This window comes from Paenibacillus xylanivorans (assembly GCF_001280595.1).
GTDB classification, from domain to species: domain Bacteria; phylum Bacillota; class Bacilli; order Paenibacillales; family Paenibacillaceae; genus Paenibacillus; species Paenibacillus xylanivorans.
This window is the reverse complement of record NZ_LITU01000078.1, coordinates 165214-185675: the sequence shown is the minus strand read 5'-3', so window position 1 is coordinate 185675 and position 20462 is coordinate 165214. Positions and strand designations below refer to the sequence as shown.

At 42.3% G+C, this 20462-nt stretch carries 19 protein-coding genes; all 19 read right to left on the bottom strand.

The window, feature by feature from the left end; genetic code table 11:
* Window positions 1-170: 170 nt before the first annotated feature.
* On the bottom strand, window positions 171-965 hold the full coding sequence (locus tag AMS66_RS25570; protein ID WP_053783460.1) for an ABC transporter permease: 795 nt from the start codon (window positions 963-965) through the stop codon (window positions 171-173).
* Complete coding sequence (locus AMS66_RS25565) at window positions 958-1866, bottom strand: ABC transporter ATP-binding protein (protein ID WP_053783459.1); 909 nt, start codon at window positions 1864-1866, stop codon at window positions 958-960. The genes AMS66_RS25570 and AMS66_RS25565 overlap by 8 nt, the downstream gene beginning before the upstream one ends.
* A 527-nt stretch (window positions 1867-2393) precedes the next feature.
* Complete coding sequence (locus AMS66_RS25560) at window positions 2394-2912, bottom strand: hypothetical protein (RefSeq protein ID WP_053783458.1); 519 nt, start codon at window positions 2910-2912, stop codon at window positions 2394-2396.
* Window positions 2913-2999: 87 nt separating this feature from the next.
* On the bottom strand, window positions 3000-3590 hold the full coding sequence (locus AMS66_RS25555; protein ID WP_053783457.1) for a VanZ family protein: 591 nt from the start codon (window positions 3588-3590) through the stop codon (window positions 3000-3002).
* 20 nt (window positions 3591-3610) lie between these two features.
* Window positions 3611-4528, bottom strand: a complete 918-nt coding sequence (locus tag AMS66_RS25550) for an LCP family glycopolymer transferase (RefSeq protein WP_053783456.1) — start codon at window positions 4526-4528, stop codon at window positions 3611-3613.
* Between the two features lie 39 nt (window positions 4529-4567).
* Window positions 4568-5899, bottom strand: a complete 1332-nt coding sequence (locus AMS66_RS25545) for a UDP-glucose dehydrogenase family protein (protein ID WP_053783455.1) — start codon at window positions 5897-5899, stop codon at window positions 4568-4570.
* Window positions 5896-7284: a sugar phosphate nucleotidyltransferase gene (locus tag AMS66_RS25540; protein WP_053783454.1), complete on the bottom strand. Its 1389-nt coding sequence runs from the start codon at window positions 7282-7284 to the stop codon at window positions 5896-5898. The genes AMS66_RS25545 and AMS66_RS25540 overlap by 4 nt, the downstream gene beginning before the upstream one ends.
* A 48-nt stretch (window positions 7285-7332) precedes the next feature.
* Window positions 7333-8298: a polysaccharide pyruvyl transferase family protein gene (locus AMS66_RS25535; protein ID WP_236703627.1), complete on the bottom strand. Its 966-nt coding sequence runs from the start codon at window positions 8296-8298 to the stop codon at window positions 7333-7335.
* Window positions 8291-9682 (bottom strand): lipopolysaccharide biosynthesis protein, encoded by a 1392-nt coding sequence (locus AMS66_RS25530; protein ID WP_053783452.1) that lies wholly within the window; start codon window positions 9680-9682, stop codon window positions 8291-8293. Before AMS66_RS25530 ends, AMS66_RS25535 begins: the two co-directional genes overlap by 8 nt.
* Window positions 9682-10578 carry a glycosyltransferase gene (locus AMS66_RS25525; RefSeq protein WP_053783451.1) on the bottom strand — a complete coding sequence of 299 codons (897 nt, stop codon included), beginning with the start codon at window positions 10576-10578 and terminating at the stop codon, window positions 9682-9684. Before AMS66_RS25525 ends, AMS66_RS25530 begins: the two co-directional genes overlap by 1 nt.
* Window positions 10575-11777, bottom strand: coding sequence for a glycosyltransferase family 4 protein (locus AMS66_RS25520; RefSeq protein ID WP_053783450.1), 1203 nt, complete (start codon window positions 11775-11777; stop codon window positions 10575-10577). The genes AMS66_RS25525 and AMS66_RS25520 overlap by 4 nt, the downstream gene beginning before the upstream one ends.
* Before the next feature lie 42 nt (window positions 11778-11819).
* The gene (locus AMS66_RS25515) at window positions 11820-12965 is read right to left on the bottom strand and encodes a glycosyltransferase family 4 protein (protein ID WP_053783449.1); all 1146 of its coding nucleotides are present in this window, start codon (window positions 12963-12965) and stop codon (window positions 11820-11822) included.
* 39 nt (window positions 12966-13004) lie between these two features.
* On the bottom strand, window positions 13005-14087 hold the full coding sequence (locus AMS66_RS25510) for a glycosyltransferase family 4 protein (RefSeq protein WP_053783448.1): 1083 nt from the start codon (window positions 14085-14087) through the stop codon (window positions 13005-13007).
* Window positions 14080-15234 (bottom strand): glycosyltransferase, encoded by a 1155-nt coding sequence (locus AMS66_RS25505; RefSeq protein WP_236703625.1) that lies wholly within the window; start codon window positions 15232-15234, stop codon window positions 14080-14082. The genes AMS66_RS25510 and AMS66_RS25505 overlap by 8 nt, the downstream gene beginning before the upstream one ends.
* Window positions 15235-15239: 5 nt before the next feature.
* On the bottom strand, window positions 15240-16544 hold the full coding sequence (locus AMS66_RS25500; RefSeq protein WP_053783447.1) for a hypothetical protein: 1305 nt from the start codon (window positions 16542-16544) through the stop codon (window positions 15240-15242).
* A gap of 1 nt (window position 16545) precedes the next feature.
* Entirely contained in the window at window positions 16546-17739 is a 1194-nt protein-coding gene (locus AMS66_RS25495) for a glycosyltransferase family 4 protein (RefSeq protein WP_053783446.1), read from the bottom strand.
* A 25-nt stretch (window positions 17740-17764) separates the two neighbouring features.
* A complete protein-coding gene (locus AMS66_RS25490; RefSeq protein WP_053783445.1) occupies window positions 17765-18727 on the bottom strand; it encodes an NAD-dependent epimerase/dehydratase family protein in 963 nt (320 codons plus the stop codon).
* Between the two features lie 33 nt (window positions 18728-18760).
* Complete coding sequence (locus AMS66_RS25485; protein WP_201782223.1) at window positions 18761-19429, bottom strand: sugar transferase; 669 nt, start codon at window positions 19427-19429, stop codon at window positions 18761-18763.
* A complete protein-coding gene (galU, locus tag AMS66_RS25480) occupies window positions 19426-20334 on the bottom strand; it encodes a UTP--glucose-1-phosphate uridylyltransferase GalU (RefSeq protein ID WP_053783444.1) in 909 nt (302 codons plus the stop codon). The genes AMS66_RS25485 and galU overlap by 4 nt, the downstream gene beginning before the upstream one ends.
* Between the last annotated feature and the right edge of the window lie 128 nt (window positions 20335-20462).

Below are 20462 nucleotides of genomic sequence, written 5' to 3'. Positions count from 1 at the left end.
ATATGTATGTATTGCAACTTACTTCAGCTTAGGCAGCGTGTTCCATTCCAAGCCGCATTCTCATGTATTATTATATGTACCCTTAAATGCTAGTCATGCCACAGCGGATGCTGAATATACTCTCTTTTCCACACTGAAGGAGAAATTGGGCAAAAAAAAGAGGCAGGCGATTAGCCTGCCACATCTCTTTTGTTGAATACAACCCATGAGATCACCATGAAAATGACATAATATACAGCTAGCACGGCAACAGAAAAACCAAGTGTCATGCCTGCATTGCCTCCACCAAGTAATCCAAAGTCCGTTTCTGAACCCATGTATCGACTGAGGTCCATGTTATTGAACAGAACATACTTGGCCCATTCGTAACGAACGGGATTGAAGATTAATGAGAACAAATTCTGTGTAAACATGATAAATAGAGACAAACCGATTGCCAGAGCTCCCGAACGAAACACGGAGGAGACCATAAAAGCAATAGCGAGTGTAATAAACAAGTCCACGTACAGATATCCCCATAGTGCAAATGCATGTGATGCAGAAGCACCGCTTCCATCCTGAGTTACGGAATGGGAGAACAGCATATACGACATTACGGTTGCCAGAATAACAACGAGTAACGTACTCAGAATACTGAATCCAATCACGGTCAAATATTTGGATGCCAGTATTTTGCTGCGTGACCACGGACGAATCAGCAGTAGTTTAATAGTTCCCCACGTGAATTCTCCGGCCACCGCTTCAGCAGCAATGACCACACAGAAGATGGTATTCAGGAAAAAGACGACCTGAACGGTTGTAATCGCTGCTTGCCAGTAGGGAACCTCACTGGACCCCATGCCTTCATTAAGCAGAACCGGCATCAACAATGCGATCAATGCCAGAATGGATAACATAATCCAGGTACGCGGACGACGGAAAATTTTCATATTTTCATTCATAATGAGATTGCCAAAATTACCCAATGCTGCCGCCCCCAGTCACCTGCAAAAATTGTTCTTCCAGCGTATGGGTTACATTACGGATACCGTATACCTGAAACCCTTCACTGACCAGCCTCGCATTCAAGTCCGGAATCTGCTCACGGGATAAACGAATCACAATGGCATTCCCCTGAACTGTAGCTTCGCTAATTAGTTCAGCTGCACGTGATGCATCATTTACCTCAAAAGCAACTTCAGCAAGTACATCCGCTCCCGCCTCAGCTCTGAGATTTCTCACATCAATCAATTTGCCATTTTGGATAATCGCAACGGTATCACACATCAATTCCATCTCCGACAGCAAGTGGCTGGATACAAAGACTGTGATGCCTTCCTCCTGACAGAGCTGACGCAAATAATCCCTAAGTTCCCGTATTCCCTGTGGATCAAGTCCGTTGGTGGGCTCATCCAATACCAATAGCTTGGGTTTATGTAATATGGCTTGGGCAACGCCCAAACGCTGACGCATACCCAGAGAATAGGTCTTTACCTTATCATGAATACGGGCTGTAAGCCCTACACGTTCAATTGTCTCGGCAATACGTTCTTTCGTAATGCCAGGCGACATTCTGGCAAAGTGAACGAGATTCTGGTATCCGGTCAGAAACTTGTACATTTCCGGATTCTCGACAATTGCCCCTACCTGAGCTACCGCTTGCTCAAATTCATTCTTTACACTGTGTCCCGAGATGATGATATCTCCTTTACTAATGGACATCAGTCCCACCATCATTCGAATCGTTGTTGTTTTCCCCGCCCCATTGGGTCCTAAAAAACCAAAAACCTGCCCCGGAGAAATATCCAGAGTCAGGTCACTGACCAATGATCGGGAGGAGATGATTTTACTGACGCCCTGAAGACGGACGACCGGCTCCTGCTGCATTCCATTTCCTCCTTCATCGACGGACATTCACATCATGCCCGTTTCTCATATGAACACAGTGTATCATAATCTTTAGTATATTGTCCCGCAAACTGGGATCTCCCCTGACGTTTCGTATGAACTACACACGCTTCACAGCATCCAAGCGGCATCTCACTCCGATAAAATCCGGTGCGAAATACGTGATTGCCTCCACAGTCCTCTTCCTTTAGTTCGACAGAGCCCCTAGCGACCGACACAATCATCCCACAACTGACACAGTAAAAGCGGTCCGTTTCGATCAATGATATTCCTTCCCCTCACAAGGAGCATTGAAGTCCCTGTTATTTGTCGTTAGACGCTGAATTTTGATACATTTTGTATCTAACTCGTAATTTACTTGACACCGGGACTAATGTCAACCCCTTACAGGTTTAAAAAGAAATGAAATGCAAAAAAAGCTCTATAAATGCGACTAAAGTCTCGCATTCATAGAGCCTTTTCAAGTTCAAATGATACAATCCGGTTCATAGTATGGGTTAATACTATCAATCAGTTTTGTCATGCTCGGTCTCGTTGTCCCCATTCTTCGGATAATACCAAAGCAGCGTCCAATCGTCCCCATCCTTTACGATATAACAATCCTGCACGATTTTAAATTGACCAAAGGTTCCCGTAAACTTCTGGGTAACACCAATGCGATACGCCTCTGCAAATGGCTTAACGCCATCAATTACCGTAACGTCAAACTCCCGTTCCGGCTTCTCCATCTCCAGATCAAAGGTTTCCACCCCAAAGTGCTGCATGAAAATATGCGCTCTGGATTGTAAATAGGCGCTTTTTGGAAAGCGTTCTTTCATTAATGGGTGAAACAACTCCCATGAACTGCCGAAGTCACCCGTCTGCTCATATTTGTAAAACTCTTCGGCAAGAGCAGCAGCTTCGTCTGGTGCATCCGCAAGAAACAGATATGGGATGGTTCTGCCGATGAGCCACAACAGCAGCAATACAAGTGCTATGAATCCGATCTTTTTAAGTAATGCATTCCGGTTCCTTCTTCGCAGCATGCCCCGTCCCCCTTGTCCTACTTCCATACTTATGATGGATAGCAGGCAAGTAGAAGCTGGAACTAACGAGCAGCATTTCCTGGGAAATCACTTTCTTTTGATTGAAGATCCTCTTGGAGACCTGAATCTTCTGAAAACGGCATTAGCCCCCATATATAGGGCAATTCCGCCACATCCGCCAAGCAGATCCACGCCAACATCACGGATCGAACTCGTCCGGTTAGGGCTGAACTGCTGAATATATTCATCAATGGAGGCGATCATTGCTACTACGGTCAGGGCAGCACCGATACAAGCCAATATTCGCATTTTCCTGTATCTCAGCCCACCATAGATAAGTATCGCCAACACAGCATATACAAATAAATGTGCACTCTTCCGAAATATAAACTCAACAAAATCATAAGGTCGTTGTCTTAAGGAATAATCAAGCTCACCGTATGTGAATTGCACATCAGGTAATGCAAATCCAATCTTCACTTTTTCAGACCACTTATGCAGCCAAGGCTGGATGGTCTGCTGCTGATACGATTGTGTCGAAAAGTGCCAGATCACCAGAACCCAGGCCGCAATCAGCAGCAGTGACAAGATATAAACATAAGGTCGTTGTTTTCGTCTATGTTTATGTCTTCGTTTCCCGTACTCCTCCTCCATAAGCAAGGCTCTCACCACTTTCATAAGCCTTTCATTGTTTCTGTTTATTTCTCCAAATGTTCTTCAATTATTCCGTGAATGCGATCCCTTTCCTGCTGATCCACGATGTAATAATAAATCCCATTAATTTTTTCGCCTTTACCCTGGATCTCCACTGTATCTACATTCTCCAAATCATTACGATAATCGAGGAGGAGTTCCTTCATTTCATCAAAAGTAACATCCGTTCTAACATGAGTACCTAGTTCATCAAGCATATTTTGGATATTAAGTACACTGGAGAATTGCATCGTATTCTTAAGCATCTGCTTCAGAACCTCACGCTGTCGATCATTACGACCCAAATCTCCTTTTGGGTCATCATAGCGCATTCTTGAAAAACCGAGCGCAGCAACACCATCCAGATGAATATTCCCTTGGTCATAACGCTGTCCCTCATAATCAAATGCAAAAGGATTGTTTACATCCACACCGCCGACCAGGTCAATGATTTTGGAAAACCCCTCCATATCCACTTTCATATAATAATGAATGGGGACTCCCAAAAATTGCTCGACAGTGTTTACCGACATGTCCACGCCTCCGAAGGCATAAGCATGATTGATCTTATCTACAGTATTGTGTCCCACAATGTCTGTCCGTGTATCCCTTGGAACATTAAACATGAGCACTTGTTTTTTCCCGGGGTTCACACTCAGTACGATAATCGTATCCGAGCGCCCTCGATCATTCGGACGCTCATCCACGCCAAGAATAAGCGCATTAAAAGGCTCTTTGCTGTTGATGTCCACCGGTAGCCCACCTCTGGTATCTGTGACCGAGACGGGCTTTACAGGATTTCGGGGCTCATATATTTGGTCAGCGGTTGATTTAACAGATTGGTAGAGATACATGGCATACCCAAACACAACAACTACAAAAAAGGAAACAATCCAAATGGTAACTTTCATCCACTTTTTCATGGGTTCGTCCTCACTCACATTCAAGATGATGAATAGCAGTTAAATAATGGCTGCCGCTTTCCCTTCCAGCTTCGTCAAACCTGGACGACCAACAGAATAATATTGAAGATTAGATGCCTGAACCTGTTCAGCACTATACAAATTACGACCATCAATCATAATTGGATCCTTCATGATTTCGGCAAGTTCTGTCAAATCAATATGAGCAAATTCCTTCCATTCGGTTAACACACACAAGGCGTCTGCTCCTTCAGCAGCTTGAAGTGGATTTTCTTCCCACGAAATAGAGGCCACATCTACCTCTTTACGGAAATTCGCAGTCGCAATGGGATCATAGGCCTTGATTACTGCTCCAGCATCACTTAAATGCTGAATAATATCGATCGCTGGAGCATCACGCACGTCATCTGTATCCGGTTTAAAAGCCAGTCCCCAGACTGCAATTGTTTTTCCTTTTAAAGATCCCAGCGCCTCTTCCAGTTTGTGAATGACTTGGAAGCGTTGATCCTGATTTACTTGGACAACGGATTTTAACAGTCTGAAATCATAATCGACCATACCTGCGATCTGAATTAATGCCTGTGTATCTTTGGGGAAGCATGAGCCTCCATAACCAATGCCTGCTTTCAAAAAGGAAGCTCCAATACGCTTGTCGTAGCCCATGCCTTCGGCTACCCGAGTAACGTCAGCCCCTACTTTTTCACATATATTCGAGATTTCATTGATGAATGAGATTTTAGTTGCGAGAAATGCATTGGAGGCATATTTAATCATTTCGGCTGATCGAATATCCGTAATGATCAGATTCTCCGTCAACGGCCGATGAAGCTTCTTTAGTGTTTTAATCGCACGATCACTGTTTGTTCCAATGACAATCCGGTCAGGATTCAACGTATCTTTGACCGCTGATCCTTCCCGCAGGAACTCGGGAACAGAAGCCACATCGAAAGGCTGAGATGAAATACTGCTAATCAGCTCGCGAACACGATCATTGGTGCCTACAGGAACGGTGCTTTTGGTCACGATAATTTTGTAGCTCTCAATGTGACTTCCAATCTCTATAGCTACTTGCTCCACATAGCTCAGGTTGGCTTCGCCGCTCGGAAGAGATGGAGTGCCTACAGCGATAAAGATAATATCCGACTGGCTAATTGCTTCAGCAATATTGGAGGTGAAGGATAGCCTGCCTGCTTGCATGTTGGAAACCATCAACTCTTTGAGGCCAGGCTCATAAATGGGAACGTTACCCTCGTTGAGCATCTCTACTTTGGCCCCATTGTTGTCCACACAGATGACCTGATTGCCGATCTCCGAAAAGCATACTCCCGATACAAGACCTACATACCCTGTTCCAATCACCGCAATATTCATCTTGTTTCCCCCCAATTCACGCAATTTTGGATAATATCTGTCCATTCCATCTCTATTCGCACGATATCCTCTTCCACCAGTTCACTGCCCATCTGAACTTCAATGATTTCAAGTTCGGTTACGGCTTTTACACTGTGTTTACTACCTGCCAGAATGGAAATGACATCCCCTTGATTAAGCAATCTCAGTTCACCATCTAGAATCAGTTCGCCTTGACCCGAAACAACTGTCCATACTTCATTTCGTTTGAGATGGTATTGATAAGAAAAATTCTTATCCGCCCCAACAATAATCCGTTTGGTTAATACCTCTTCTCCTCTGGCATTACGCGTGTAATCAAGCACTTTGTAACAACCCCAGCGGCGTTCCTCATACATAGGACGTTGAGTATCATCCTTAAGAATCTCTTTAATCTGTGGACTTGCCTCTTTCTCACTGACCAGAATTCCATCCGGACTGGTCGCAACAATAAGATTGGATACTCCCAGCACACACACCGGAATATTCAACTCATTGATCAGATGTGTGTTTACCGAGCTGTTCGTCATTACACCTTTGCCCACAATATGGGTACTCATCTCGTCCGTCAGCGTATTCCATGTGCCGAGATCTTTCCAATATCCCTCATAAGGTGTAACCACAATGTGACTAGCTTTTTCGACTACTTGATAATCAAAGCTAATTTTCTGTAATCTTCCGTATTGTTTGAGCATCTCTTCATACTGTATTGGAAGTTCAAGTGAGATCAGCAGATTAATCAGATAGTTCAGCTTGAATGCAAAAACCCCGCAATTCCAAAGGGCAGATTGCTCTATCATCTCTGCCGCTTCAGTCTCACAGGGTTTTTCTTGAAAACGTGATACTTTGGCGTAATGGTTGTGTTTTTCGGCTTCATGTTGATCTGGAATAATGTATCCGTATTTCTCTGAAGGATACGTGGGTTTTACCCCAATTAATGCGAGCTCAGCACCAGACTCATCCAATACTCCTTCAAGCTCCGTAACTTTATAGAAAAAGGACTCCTCCACATATGGGTCAACAGGAAGTACAGCAACGGTTTCGTTCAGACTGACACCCTGTACCGAGTACAGATAGACAGCCGCCAAGGCAATCGCGGGAAAGGTATCTCTACGTTCCGGCTCTACGACAAGATCAACCTCATCGCCCAGTTGACTCCGTAAAATCTCCACCTGTGGCTTACTCGTTGCAATCGTGGCCTGTTCGCTTAATCCCGTATGCTGCAGTTGCCTCCATACCCGTTGAACCATGGATTCCGTCTGCCCTTCAGGGCCCTCCAGTACTTTCAAGAACTGCTTCGATCTCGTATCGTTGGATAAGGGCCATAACCTCTTGCCTGATCCTCCGGAGAGAAGTACGATTCTCATGGTTATCACTCCACTCTCTATATTTTACACACATTGAGCCCGGTTTTTTTATACTGTTGCGGTTGTTTCCATATACTTAGGTGTAGGTGGAGAGATCGTTTTTGAGGAGGTATCCATGTTTGCCGTGTTAACTTCATGAGTCCATATCCGATAATATCCCGAGTTTTTCCCGTAGGAGTTATCAATTAGCACATTGGGTTTTGCCATAAGGCAGGATAAGATGTGTCCGTGTAATCTGGAAGAATGAATCATGCGATAGTCTGCGAAACAACGAATAGCCTTGTTCACCAGATAATCACTATATTTCATCCATAAGAACTGTGAAATGGCTCGTGACGCCCGTTTTTTTAGTCCTTTACTAATGTAATAAATAAGTTTCTTTTCATATCTGTTATATAATGTTGGCCAATCCTGATTATCGCCTTGTACTTCCATTTGTGTTTGTTCTGAATTTTTTTCAATATCGGTTCTATAAAAATTGAGTCTCTCTTTGCTTGGGTTATTCTTTACTTCTATTGGCCAAAGCTGATGCGCCATATCTGGAAGAAGAGCAACATGACAATTTATAAAATACGTAGATGCCAACTGATAAGATGGCTCATCTCGTACATATAAATGGAGATTCGTATGTTTATTAAAAATTGCTGCTGTTTTAAGAATATTGCTTTCCTCTTTATAGAAGATAGTCTGAGGCAAAATTACTATTTTGTGTCGAGGATAATTCTGAACAAGTGTTTCTCTCACCTTCTGGTGAGCATCATACAAATCTCCGAAATTCCCTCCCCCACTAAGAACAATAATGTGGTCTTCTGGGATATGAATGTTTTCATAAAAATCATGAACGCTGTATCTTGCAGAAACGTGAATGTGGTTGCTCTTAAAAAAAGCCTCTGCTCCTTTCATAATTAATATATCGCCGCCGTTACTATAAACCGGATAATCAATATAATAAATTTTGGAATTAGAAGGTATGATCTCCAGTATGGATTCAAGCCGCTTTTTCAACTCATCCATGGGATGAATCCTTTGCACGTTTGCGTTTGGCATCTTTTCCGGCTCCTTTGAGTATATTTTTCTCTCTCAATCTTTCCTTTAGAAAAGTAATATCTTCCTTGTTGTACAGCATCTTATGCATAGGCATTTTGAAAATAATGGATACCGATGCAAGTGACATCAACATGCGTACAAAAGAACCGAGCAATAGTGCTAACCCTATTCCGTATAAGCCCAGTAGTGGAGTGAGCACAAAGAATAAAGTAATAGTCACTGCCAATGCTACAATCTGCCGGAGTACGATTACACCAGGTCTTCCCAACGCATTGAATGCCGAAGCCAGAATCCAGGATCCTCCGCCAACAATGCATTCCATCGATAACAAATAAAACACACCGCTAGCTTCAAGAAATTCCGGTCCGAACAGTATTCCAATAAAAAAACGACCAATCAGCATACTAGGTATGATGATGATCGTCATAAGAACCATACTTATACGGAAGGCTCTACCTACAAGAGTCAGTACCTTCTGCTGCTCCATGCCTGCGACCTTCGGAAAGATCACATTCGTTATCGCAGTCTGAACTACGTTAAACATTCTGGAGAGGGCAAAAACAACCGAATACAACCCAAAATCTTTGGGTGTAAGTAAAGCCAAAATAATTATTTTATCGAAATGATTATACAAAGTACCAAGCAGCTCCACACCGTATACTCGAATACCATAACTGAATAGATGAATACAGGTTCTAAATTGACCCACCAGCTTGCTTGCTGAACTGAATATTTGCTGCCTCATGGCATACATGTAACAGATTAATACAAATATATTAGCTGCAAAACTAACAATGATTGCTCTTTCCACCGTCAATATGCCTGTTATCCACAGCAACACCAGACCAACAAGATTAAATAAGGGAGCAAACAGCCTCGATAGATTATAAATATGGAATTTATCCGTTCCTTGGGCGGCAGCTGCAAGCACTCCCATAAACAACATCACAGGAACCATGGATACGGTATACCAGCGCGCAATGGAAACGACCGATTCCGAATAACCGGAGAGCCAGAAAGAGATGCCAAACCAACTTACAATTCCAGCTATCAAGCTGATAGGAATTTGAACCGCAAAACTCATGCTGATGTATGTTGGTAATTGATTTATGTTCTTTTTCACATTGTAGATTAACGATGTTGGCAGACCAAATGCAGCTAGACCAGATATAAAGGCGGGCCAGAACAATACAGCAGCAAGTTCACCTTTACCGGTTGCCCCGAACATTCGGGCTGTAATAATAGAAGTGAGAGTCGTCACAGCCATAATAAGAATATTGGCAACACTGGTCATAAAAATGGTCTGCACCATGCTAAGCTGCCTTGGCTTTTTGGTAATTGCCATGTTCATCAGGTGTTCAGTCCTCTGCTGTTCCGGAAAGACCCTACGATCGTTCCGTTACGATAAGATATTTTTACAAGCTGGCTCATAACCTTCTGTACATTATTCATACATAACAAAATAAGCAATCCTGCCTGTGCAATTCGTAAAATGTGCTTAAACAAACCCCAACTACTTTTATTATATCTTGTTGCATCACTAATTCCCTGCCAGTACATCCTTCGTAACAACCATCGCTTATTTAATCTGCTTTTGGAGATTTTGTGTTGCACTGAACCATATGGAGTGTAATATATTTTGTATTTCTCCCGTATTCTACTGATTAGTTCACTTTCTTCGCTTGAAAGCAAATTGTTTCCAACCCGCCCCAGATCTTCTCGAAAAGGCTCGATGTTATCAAATACACTTTTACGGAAGGAAACATTAGCTCCAAAAGGGAAATATGGAGGCTTCATCTCAACTACCATATCGGAAAAATCCATCAGTGTGTATAAACCTATAATCTCGTCAGGTATCCAATCCGGTTTTCCACCTTCCCAAATAGGATCTATTTTCCCACCGACACATCCAATTTGATCATCAAGTTCAAAAACTTTTATCACTTCTTGAATCCATGATGGGGACGCCAATGCATCATCGTCCAGAAACATAATAAATTCACCATTAGCTTCTCTTATCGCACGATTCCTAGCATAAGAGAGACCCAGCCGACTCTCCAGAATATAACGCACATTTTCGGGCCAGTTTGTATCATGAAATAACTCTTTCGTATTATCTTTGGAATTATTATCAATAACCAGCACTTCAAATTCAATATTGATGTCTTTTTGAGCAAGAACACTATGGACAGCTTCGACAGTGTCGACAGCTCTATTGTGTGTACAGATGACTACCGATGCTCTCATAATTCCACCTCTATACTTTGTTTTCGTTTAATTTTTGTAGTGAAACTTCCGGTTTGGTTCAGGTAATCTTCATAGCACTCTAAATATTTATGGGACATCTTCCTCCAATCGTTAAGAAGAGCAACTTTTCTTGAGGACTGGCCCATTTCAGTCAAGCATGCTTTATCCTGTAATAAAGAATTAAGAATAGTAGTCAACTGTGTCACATCATTTGGATCATCCAATACAATTCCCGCTAGTGCCTTTTCGTTACTTCCTTTTATGATTTCAGTTACGCCCGATTCCTCCGTAATAACGACAGGTATCCCTGAAGCAAGAGCTTCGAGTACAACTAGACTGCAAGCCTCATAACGTGAAGGGAAGATAAACAGATCCACATTGCGCATGATATGTCCCATATCCTTCCGATAACCCAAAAAATGAACCTGATCTTCAATATTCAGATCCTTAGCCATTTGAGGATAAATGCTTCTGTTAGTAGAACCAGCTACAACAAGAGATAGCTCAGGCACGGATACCATTGACTTTAGCACGGTGTCCAGGTTCTTTCTTGGACTACTGATATCACCAGCAAAAAGACCTACAACCCGGCTGGGGTCGATATCCATTTTGCTCTTCTTCCCAGCTTCACTGGGATAAAATTCACGCACATCCACTCCATTATGAATGACTTGCACCTTATCATGCTTAATGCCCAATTTAATAAGTTCATTCTTCACTTTCTCGGAAACAGCAATAATCTTACCACTTTTGCGAAAAGCGTACCGTTCGAGATACGCATTCACAAGAGTGTAAAGACCAAAATACCAACGTTTCCAAGAGCGATGTACGCGAAAACTATGTACGGGGGATTTAATCCATGTGCTGTGTACAAAGTGAACAGCATTGATGTCCCCTTTAGCCCAGGTGATAAATCCATTGACCATGACAAGATCAACCTGTTTTGTCTTTCTTAGCTTGCGAATATGAATCGCACTCTTAAAGGCAAAGATTTGATAGCGCAATAGCTGCGGTAACTTGAGAGAAGGAAATACCTTAATCCATGTAGCGCCTCTATTCTCAAGTAATTGTGGCTCCACTTCATTGGCAATCAAGATAACTTCATGGCCTTGTCTCAAAGCCTCAACTACAACCTCATAGTTGACTCTGCCTTGTCCCTCTCCTTTAACCACCCTATGGGTAACAATACATATTTTCATCCTTAATCCTCCTAGATTCGGACATGAAGATTGTGGATATAATCAGGCTAATTGCTTCAAGAGCTGACCTCGATGCGACCACAGGCAATGATTGATAACCCAGTCATAACCGTTATTTCCCATCGTTCTGGCCAGTCCCTCATCCATAATCAATTCTTCAATTCGATTGGCGATTTCCTTCTCATCCAGAGGATCTACGAGATAACCGGTTATTTCGTCCTTTACCGCATCAGGAATCCCACCACTATTGCCCGCAATCACTGGCAATCTGTAGTAGTTGGCTTCAAGGAATACAATTCCGAAACCTTCAACATCACCTTTTTCCTTAATATCACGGCTAGGCATGACAAATAGATCAGAACATTCATATATCTGATGCAGCTCATGATCAGTGATGCCGCCTGTAAAAACGACTACAGAATCTAACCCGTACTGCCTCACCAGACGTTCCAATTCCCCTCTGTGCGGACCATCTCCACATATTAGATACTTCAGATTAGGAATACGCTCGATCACATGACTAATAGCTTTTAGAGTGACATCATGTCCTTTGCGCTCAACCAAACGCGAGACAGTTATCATCACTTTTTTGCCATGCAGATCATAATTATCCCGGATATCCTCATTGAAATCAGAACCAGCAATTAGTTTGCTTACGTTTAATCCCGGTGGAATAATGACAATCTTCATCTCCGGAATGCCGAGCTCCACCAACTTTGACTTGGTATACTGACTATTGGCAATCACCTTTTCAGACCGCCTCAAAATGAACAACAAGAGTGGAAACAACCTGCTATTCACCATCCCCATAACATCCAGGCCATGAACATAAGGGAAATATTTAACCCCAAAAAAAGTTTTCATAAACGGGCCTGCGATGCCTACTGGAAATATGTTGACAAAGTGTATTTCGTCCGTCTTATTGCGCCATTTCAAAATAATAAGTTGGAAGACTAGGATAAGCTGGGATAATATGAGCAGAAGCTTATTGGAATCCCAAAAGATTCGCTTCCGGATAATCTCGAAATCGGTCTTCTGGTCAAATTGTTCTGACGCTGCAACATCCTTTATTTTATTCGTTAGAACCGTGGTCTCTTCTGCTGGAATCTGTGATATAAGTCCATAAGCGTAATCATGAATCCCTCCTTTTTCGGGCGGGAAATCAATAGCAACAAATACCTTATTCATACATTTTATCTCCCTTGAGAGGTCTTATGGAAAGAGTATCTACATCGTGTTCATAATGATGTTCACCGTGTCTTTAGCACATTTGTTCCAGGAAAACAGACCCGAGTGATCTTTTCCTTTATAAGACATTTGCTTGCTCAATTCCGGATTTGATGTAATTTCAATCAATTGTGAAGCTGCTTCTTTCGGACTATCCGGATTAAAATACAAAACAGCATCCCCACATACTTCTGGAATGGATGCACGAGAAGATACAATAACCGGGCAACCTGACGCCATTGCTTCCAAAGGCGGCAAGCCGAAGCCTTCATACAAGGAAGGGAATATAAACCCAGCCGCATCCTCGTAAAGCGCCTTTAATTCCTCATCTGTAACATAGCCCACCCAATTAACAGCATCGGATTTGGCCCATGTCTGTTCACCAAAAACTTTACTGTTTTTAGACCCAACAATAACAACGTTCAGATTGTGAGCTTCGATCTCAGGTAAAACTTCAAAAATCAAGTTGAAGTTTTTATAGGGATTCATCGTACTCACGGCCAAGACATAAGGTGATTGAATACCATATTTTTCGATCGTTCCTGCAGCCGCCTTTTTTCGATGAATGTGATCAATACCCAGATGAGTGACCACGAGCTTGTGCTCCGCTATTTTACAGTGCTGCATCAGTTCTCCTTTGGAAAAGTGAGATACAGTAATAATCTTCTTGGACGTTTTCCCCAGTCGAACCATCAAAAATTTGTACCAAGCACGGAAAGCAAAAGAAAAAGCCTTCGGGTAATTGAAGACAGCAGCATCATGGATGGTTACAATCTGATTTTTGTTGAAAGCCGGACCCGTGTTACACAAGTTGATTAACAATCCTCCCTTGGCATAAAAGGGAAGTTCAAGTTGCTCCCAAAGATGTCCTTTCAACTTACCAACCGCTTTGTGGCGTATATGCTTGAATGCTGGTTCGTTAATTATATTGGAGGGAGATAATAAGCAAAATTCATAACGGTTTCCGTCAATTTCACCCCGATCAATCAATTGATCAATTTCTTTCACAAGCTCCAGTGCATATCGCTGAACTCCGGTTATGGTCTGGGTCAAAAAACGAGCATTAATATATATTTTAATCATGTGCATCTCCAGCTCTCTTCGAAAATTCTAAGCGACTCGTCACGGGTATTTCCTGAACAGAAGTTCCTGTAAATGCCTCATAATAGAGCCCCACAATCTCTTCGTTCATCCGAGCAGCGTTAAATTTATCCTTATAGATGGCATAACCTGCCTCACCCATTGTTACCAATTCTGCCTTGTCTAGGTTCTTCAGGATGTTCAACAGTTCATGAGAATGTTCAATATCAAAAATATATCCACTTTCCCCATGCTGAATTAGTTCTGGTAAAGCTCCGCGACTACTTCCGATAACAGGTTTCCGGTTCTTCATAGCCTCGATAGCAACAAGTCCGAAACCTTCCCATCTGGATGGCATGATGACCGCATCACATTGCTGATAATATAGATCAATTTCCGCATTGTTCACCCAGCCAAGACGAATAATGTTTTCGGAAAATTCCCATACCTTGTCTTCAAGTACGGTGTCTCCGATAACATACAAGCGAATGTGTTGCTGCAATTCCGGATATTTTTTAAACATATCCAGTACAATATCAAGCCCTTTTTGTCGGTCATACCTACCCACGAATAACAACTGAATGATATCCGTCTCCACTGAAGATTTGCTTAAGGGAATCAAGTTACTAACTTCGCGTTCACGTATACCGTTATAGACAAGTTTGGACTTAGAAGCGGATAAACCCAAACGTAAAGATTGTTCCAGTTCATACTTGGAAATATTAACAATGACATCCGTTTTATATTCCATAAGCTTTTCTATTAAAAAATAACCTTTTCTGTACAACGGTTTGGTGTCCATTAGAAAAGCCCAGCCATGGGAGCAATAAAAAACGCTGGCTTCTTGTGGAAAAATAAAAAATAAGCCCCTTGCTAGAATACCCGCAAATGAGCTATGAATATGAATAATATCTGGTTGAATAGACTTAATGGCTTGGTGAATTTGTCTCATGGCCGCGAAAAAGTATTTGGGGTGACGTGTATACTCATAACGCAGAATGTGATCCGGCTCCAAATCAAAATCAGAAGCCGAATTATAGTCACTCATCAGCAGATAAACATCGAAAAATTCACGTTGGTATCCAACAACTTCATTAAGATAGGTCGCCATTCCACCAACGACGTATTCGCCGATGTGTAAAATCCTCAATCTTCTCACCCCACTTTCTGTGATATTTCCCCTGAATTACGAGACTGATCAATAGCCATGCCAATGAGCATCCAGAAGAAAACGTTGGCAGGAAACAACTCAAGTACATTCGTTGTAAGACTCGCAGCTGCCACTCCCGCGCCAAGTGCAAGTGCCATCTGAGCCAGACGCAAAGGGCTCGAGTCAGTTGACGTATTCATTTTCTTTACAAGCGAGACAACAATCCACATAAATAAAACGATAAAATAAATGATTCCGATCCAACCTGTCTGTTCGTATAAGGAAAAATACTGATTGTCTACCGCAAAATTACTAGAGTTCACACCGATCATATACGTTCTCCGGCTTGCAGCCCCTACCGAACCAATCCCATTGCCAATCGCTCCATTCATCGTAAACGGAGAAGTAAGACTGTTCCCCCATGTCTGTAATCGATCCAATAAGGAAGAACTGGAAAGCAAATTTTTAGATTCCAGCATTCTGCTCCCGAAGAACACAGCTGCTGGGAGCAACATGAAAGTAACGGCAAGTAGCAGTGTGTTTTTTTTGCTATATTTTCGAATCTGGAGAAAAAACATAATTATTTGATATACAAGCCACAGTAACAGTGCTGATCGAATGGTCGACAATAGCAAGAAGCTGATTGTCAGCAATTGAATGATTACTCGAAAAAAACGATGATTCAATGCCATTTTAGTTCGTTCTGCAATCAAGCCTGTTATAAGCAAAGCATACGCATAGCCGTCAGGTGAATAGGTTATAGATGACAGGCGAGGTACACCTTCTAAATAGTTTTTAATGTTCACTCCATAGATAAAACCAAGCGAAATCAACTTTTCAATCCCAAGTGAGTACTGAACCAGCCAACCAACGATTAATAAAATAAATATAATCAGGTTTGTTCTGGCAAACGCATAGATGCCTTGACATTGGGAGATGAGCATCCCGGTAAACATCATAATTAACGGTAAAAATGTTATTTTAATCCCATATATAAGTGTTACAACACTTGCACCCAGCAACAGATTTAACGCACCTAGTGCAATAACTGACCCCAATATGAATAGAAAAGGCCTAATGAATAAAGTCTGGCTTCGGTATACTTTCCTTAAAGCAAAGATCGCGACCAACGCCATGCCTAAGTCCTTTAGTGAACGAATGATGATGTTATCGACATAAATAGAGACCAAACCATAGATGGACAAATAGATCAGCAATATATGGACGGTTGTATTGAATAGTGAATACTGTGATTCTGGCTTCACATAGACATACGAATGGGGTCTGGAATTCAAGGAAGTAATTTGCATTTTACCCTCCACGCCTGATTAACTTATCGTATATATTGATATGTTCTTTAAGAAGATAGGCTTCATTAAAAGTCTGGCTATGCGCATAACATTGTTGTTTCAATTGAACCTTATCCTGTTCGGGTAAATGATAATATTGAAGAATTCCTTGAGCAATAGCCTCTGAATTGTAGGCAGGAAATGAAAACTTCCCCGGTTCAACCAAAATTTCTGGCATGCCTCCCACACGTGATGCGTATACAGGTGTGCCTACCTGATAGGATTCGATCACTACTCTTCCAAAAGGCTCAGCCCACGTGGAGGGAACAACGGTAATATCCATCTCTTTCATCTGTGGGGCAATCTGAGATTTATCCAGTTTCCCTCTGAAAATAATGCGTGGTTCTGACCTTGCTAACTGTTTCAAATGATGCAGCAGTGGACCATCCCCAAAAATATGCAGGTTGCCCACAATATCCTGTCCAAGACTTTTTACCGCATCAATTAGATATTGAACACCCTTTACTTCCGTTAATTGCCCAAAATAACCGATATTCAATGGCTGATGATGGTGAATCTCTTTCTGTGCATACAACTGCTGAACATTGTTATTCTCCTCTACAATGTTATGAATGACATGTTTGGAGGACCGTTCGAAGAAACCAAGCGTTGTATGACTCCCAAGGATATGATTGGATATACCAATTACCGAAGATATCATTCGGCTGTATCTTCTTGATATTCGTCTATATAACCTGGAGTAGGCAGATATTTTGATCGGGTCAATTAATGAAAAGTCACGTAGCGTATGCACGACTGGAATATTCAATTCATGTGCAGCCTTCCAGATCGCCAGGCTCAAACCAGGGATATTCTGGGTATGAATAATAGCAGGTTGTACTCTGGCTAAATACGCCTTGATGTATCGATATTGCTTAACATTAAAGATATCCTGGACTCTCCACATAATCTTATTGGCAGCGGACGTTTCTTGTACGGAGTTCCCGATCCAATACCGATTGTTATAGGGCAGCCGCGAGATTTCAATCCTGTTAATCAACTCTGTACGTACTTCCCCTTTCTCGTGTCCACCTACAGTAATGACTTTGACATCATAATGACGATTCATCGTCTGCGCCAGAATTTGTGTTGATATCTCTGCGCCCCCAATGATATGGGGTGGATACAAACTGTGAGCAATTAATACTTTTTCCATTCTTCTCAACTCACTTTAATCAGCTTCATGGGGTTTCCTGCAGCATCGCCCGGTAATGGCCGATCGTAAGTTTTAAACCTTCTTCTAAGCCAATCTCAGGTTCCCAATTTAAAATTTCTCGAGCCTTGTCAATTACCGGACGTCTTACCTTAGGGTCATCTTCTGGCAAAGGTAAAAAAACGAGATTGCTGTCTGATTGCGTAAGCTCTTTAACCAAACGAGCAACTTCAAGTACGCTATATTCCGTGGGATTACCAATGTTGATAATTTCCCCATTTGCACTATCTACAGCCATCAGTTGTTGTAGTCCTCGAATGTTATCATCCACATAACAGAACGAGCGTGTTTGTGATCCGTCGCCGTACACCGTAATATCCTGCCCTGTCAGAGCCTGTGTTACAAAGTTAGAAATGACACGACCGTCATCGTTTCGTAGTCCTGAGGAATACGTATTAAAAATACGTGCTACCTTCACGGGAACACTGTGTTTCGTGTAGTATTCATAACAAAACACTTCACCCAAACGCTTGGCCTCATCATAACAGGCTCTAGGCCCCCAAGTGTTCACGTTACCTCGATAACTCTCAGGCTGCGGATGCACTTCAGGATCTCCATAAGCTTCACTCGTACTCGAAAATAGGAACTTTGCTCCTTTGGTACGAGCGAGCTCCAACAAATGATAGGTTCCTCGAGTGTTCACCCAGATCGTTCCGATCGAATCTGCCTGATAGAACTTGGGTGAAGCGGGTGAAGCCAGATGATAGACTTCATCTACTGGCTGATCTACCAGAAAATCCAATGAGTCGGGTAGCGTAACATCAGCTTCACGGAAAAAAAAGAGGGGGCTGTTAGCCACCTCTTGCAGATTTTTAGAAACGCCTGTTGAAAGGTTATCTATTCCTGTAACCTGATGTCCTTGATCAATTAATGATTTGACTAGATGTGAGCCTAGGAAACCGGCTGCGCCAGTCACTACAACATGTTTCAATGCGATCACGCTCCATATTATCTAAAGAGTTGGTTAAAATGTATTACTTTTGATCATAACGCCCACGGTTTTAAAAATGATAATGATATCCATCTTCATAGAGACGTTGGAGATATAGTGAAAATCATATTGCAGATTATGGTGAATCGGTTCCTTGCGAACATCACTTACTTGCCATAATCCAGTAATCCCTGGTTTCACCAGAAAACGTCTGCGCTCCAGATCCGTGTAGCTTTCTTCTACGATTCGCTTCATTTCAGGTCTGGGACCTATGAAGCTCATGTCACCCTTGATAATATTAAGCAATTGTGGCAGCTCATCCAGGCTAGTTTTACGAAGTAATCTACCCAGCCGTGTAATTCTCGGATCATTGCTTGTCGTTGGAGATACGCCATATTTCGGCGCATCCGTACGCATCGTTCTGAATTTATAAATACTAAATTTAACTCCGTTTTTCCCATAACGTTCTTGTCTGAATATTACAGGTCCTTTGGAATCAAGCTTAATCATAATTGCTGCAACAAGCATGACCGGTGATGTAATCAGCAACAGCACAGCTGCAATAATAAAATCGATAAACGGTTTTATTACGTCAGCATATCCGCCAACACGCTGGGAGTAAGGCTGTTCCAATACTGCCGAAGTGCCATCCTTGGCAAGGGCTTCTCCACTCCCAAAGTATTCCGGTCTTGAAAGTTTCACAGACTATCCCCTCCTGCTACAAGCATTTGGTTCAATTGTTCCTTCATCAGAATCTCTTCTATCGCCATTAGGACCGGCGCACGCAATTCTTTGTTTTTGAGAGCAAAATCAAGTGTGGTCAGGATGTAGCCCAGCTTCTCACCGACGTCAAACCGGGAGCCTTCAAAATCATAAGCACTAATTCCTTCATCCCGATTCAGCATTTGCAGCGCATCCGTGAGTTGAATCTCACCACCCGCACCCACATTTTGTTCTTCCAGATACTCAAATACTTTAGGTGTCAAAATATAACGGCCCATAATAGCCAAGTTGGAAGGTGCTGTACCCAACGGGGGTTTTTCAACCATGCTGTTTACAGAGGATAAGCGTCCCTCTGTATGCAGGGGATCAATAATTCCGTAGCGGTAGGTTTCACTTGGACTCACCGTTTTCACACCGAGTACAGATTGTTTGACCTTCTCATATTGCTGAATTAACTGCTTCGTGCACGGTACTTCAGAAACCACAATATCATCGCCGAGCAATACAGCAAACGGTTCATTGCCAATAAAGTTTCGAGCACACCATACCGCATGCCCGAGTCCCAGCGCTTCCTTCTGCCTTATGTAATGAATATCAACGTTGGAGGACTTCCGGACTTCTTCCAGTAAGCTGAGCTTTCCTTTTTCGAGCAGATTTTGCTCCAGTTCAAACGCACTATCGAAATGATCTTCAATCGCCCGTTTTCCCTTGCCCGTTACGATAATAATGTCCTCAATTCCGGAAGCTACAGCTTCTTCCACGATGTATTGAATGGTCGGTTTGTCCACAATAGGGAGCATTTCTTTAGGCATTGCCTTTGTAGCGGGTAAAAATCGCGTTCCCAAACCGGCTGCGGGAATGATTGCTTTCCTCACTTTAGTCATAAATACCACCCTATCCATTATTATTTTTTTATGTTTAAAAGCATGAGTTGGATCATTTATTAAAATCCATGAAATCATGAAATAAATTGATGCAATTCTTACTTTTAATTTCATAAAAGGGCATTAAA

What these genes read in the sequence shown, in the direction of transcription:
- AMS66_RS25565 (WP_053783459.1), bottom strand. Translation starts at nt 1,866, where the DNA reads ATGCAGCAGGAGCCGGTCGTCCGTCTTCAGGGCGTCAGTAAAATCATC.
- AMS66_RS25560 (WP_053783458.1), bottom strand. Translation starts at nt 2,912, where the DNA reads ATGCTGCGAAGAAGGAACCGGAATGCATTACTTAAAAAGATCGGATTC.
- AMS66_RS25555 (WP_053783457.1), bottom strand. Translation starts at nt 3,590, where the DNA reads ATGAAAGTGGTGAGAGCCTTGCTTATGGAGGAGGAGTACGGGAAACGA.
- AMS66_RS25550 (WP_053783456.1), bottom strand. Translation starts at nt 4,528, where the DNA reads ATGAAAAAGTGGATGAAAGTTACCATTTGGATTGTTTCCTTTTTTGTA.
- AMS66_RS25545 (WP_053783455.1), bottom strand. Translation starts at nt 5,899, where the DNA reads ATGAATATTGCGGTGATTGGAACAGGGTATGTAGGTCTTGTATCGGGA.
- AMS66_RS25540 (WP_053783454.1), bottom strand. Translation starts at nt 7,284, where the DNA reads ATGAGAATCGTACTTCTCTCCGGAGGATCAGGCAAGAGGTTATGGCCC.
- AMS66_RS25535 (WP_236703627.1), bottom strand. Translation starts at nt 8,298, where the DNA reads ATGGATGAGTTGAAAAAGCGGCTTGAATCCATACTGGAGATCATACCT.
- AMS66_RS25530 (WP_053783452.1), bottom strand. Translation starts at nt 9,682, where the DNA reads ATGAACATGGCAATTACCAAAAAGCCAAGGCAGCTTAGCATGGTGCAG.
- AMS66_RS25525 (WP_053783451.1), bottom strand. Translation starts at nt 10,578, where the DNA reads ATGAGAGCATCGGTAGTCATCTGTACACACAATAGAGCTGTCGACACT.
- AMS66_RS25520 (WP_053783450.1), bottom strand. Translation starts at nt 11,777, where the DNA reads ATGAAAATATGTATTGTTACCCATAGGGTGGTTAAAGGAGAGGGACAA.
- AMS66_RS25515 (WP_053783449.1), bottom strand. Translation starts at nt 12,965, where the DNA reads ATGAATAAGGTATTTGTTGCTATTGATTTCCCGCCCGAAAAAGGAGGG.
- AMS66_RS25510 (WP_053783448.1), bottom strand. Translation starts at nt 14,087, where the DNA reads ATGATTAAAATATATATTAATGCTCGTTTTTTGACCCAGACCATAACC.
- AMS66_RS25500 (WP_053783447.1), bottom strand. Translation starts at nt 16,544, where the DNA reads ATGCAAATTACTTCCTTGAATTCCAGACCCCATTCGTATGTCTATGTG.
- AMS66_RS25495 (WP_053783446.1), bottom strand. Translation starts at nt 17,739, where the DNA reads ATGGAAAAAGTATTAATTGCTCACAGTTTGTATCCACCCCATATCATT.
- galU (WP_053783444.1), bottom strand. Translation starts at nt 20,334, where the DNA reads ATGACTAAAGTGAGGAAAGCAATCATTCCCGCAGCCGGTTTGGGAACG.